The organism is Collinsella aerofaciens (assembly GCF_902501475.1).
Taxonomy (GTDB): Bacteria; Actinomycetota; Coriobacteriia; order Coriobacteriales; family Coriobacteriaceae; genus Collinsella; species Collinsella aerofaciens_AL.
In genome coordinates, this window is sequence record NZ_CABWIF010000046.1 from 1 (window position 1) to 1,172 (window position 1,172).

The following is a 1,172-nucleotide window of genomic DNA, read 5'->3' on the forward strand; positions in this document are numbered from 1 at the left end:
TGGAGTGGGAAGGATAAACTGGACTTTCTTTTAAGGATCCTCAAGCGTATTGCCGCTCGTATTCCACTGGAGACATGTAGCCCAGGGTGGAATGCATGCGCACCCTATTGTAATAGAGCTCTATGTACTTGAAGATGTCCTGCTTGGCCTCGTCCCTCGTCCCATAGCTCCTCTCTTTCACCAATTCCCTTTTCAGCGTCTTGAAGAACGACTCGGCCACCGCGTTGTCCAGCGGCGTGCCGGGCCTTGATACCGACTGGACTATGCCATGCGAGTCCAGACACCGCTGGAATGAACGGGAGGTGTACTGCGCGCCCTGATCGTCATGGAAGACGAGGCTGCCGTCATCTGGCGGACCCTCCCTGCCGACCGCCTGCTCCATCGCGTCGATCGCGACCTTCTCGGTGATGCGCTCGGACATCGACCAGCCCACGACCTTGCGGGAGAAGGCGTCTATCACGGCTGCGAGATAGAGCCACCCTTCTCTTGTGGGTATGTAGGTGATGTCGCCCACCCAAAGCCTGTTGCGCTCGCCCACGGTGAAAGCGCGCTCTACCAGGTTCAACCGAGGGTCTCCCGGCTCGACCTTCTTCTGGATGCGGTGTTTTCGGGTCGCGCCCTTTCCGGCAAGTCCGAGCTTCTGCATGATGCGGAGCACGCGCTTCTCGCTCACGACGATGCCGCTTTTTCGCAGTTCGCGGTTGATGCGCCGGTAGCCGTAACGGCCCTTGTGCCGCTCGAAGGCCTCGACGACGAAACCTTCGATCGCCTCCCGCTCTATCTGGGCGTCGGACTTCTTCCGGCCGAGATACTCGTAGAAACCGGATTTCGAGACTTTCATCAGCCCGCATGCCTTCTTGATGGGGCCGATCTCGCCCCTATGCTCTTTGAGGAACTCGAACCTCACGCATGGTCTTGACTCAAGAAGGCCCGGAAATTTTTTAGTATCTCGTTCTCGCGCTCGAGCTCCTCGACCTTCTTCTTGAGCTTCACGATCTCGTAGTCCTTGTTGATCTTCGGGGAGCCGTTTCCGGGGAACGCGCCGTCTCCCATCTCCTCGTATTCGCGGGCCCATCTTCTCAGCGTCGAATCCTTTATGCCGAGTTCCTCCGATAGGCCTTTGACCGTCATTTCCCCGGACAGGACCACCTTTGCCGCCGAGACCTTGAACT

1 protein-coding gene and 1 pseudogene are annotated in these 1,172 nt (G+C 58.1%); both read right to left on the reverse strand.

Translation table 11 applies throughout. The features are described from left to right. Window positions 1-40: 40 nt before the first annotated feature. Complete coding sequence (locus GDJ93_RS07750) at window positions 41-1,063, reverse strand: IS3 family transposase (RefSeq protein ID WP_264297889.1); 1,023 nt, start codon at window positions 1,061-1,063, stop codon at window positions 41-43. Beyond that, window positions 1,012-1,131, reverse strand: a pseudogene (locus GDJ93_RS10155) (transposase); the annotation flags it as partial. The pseudogene GDJ93_RS10155 and the gene GDJ93_RS07750, both read right to left, overlap by 52 nt. Between the last annotated feature and the right edge of the window lie 41 nt (window positions 1,132-1,172).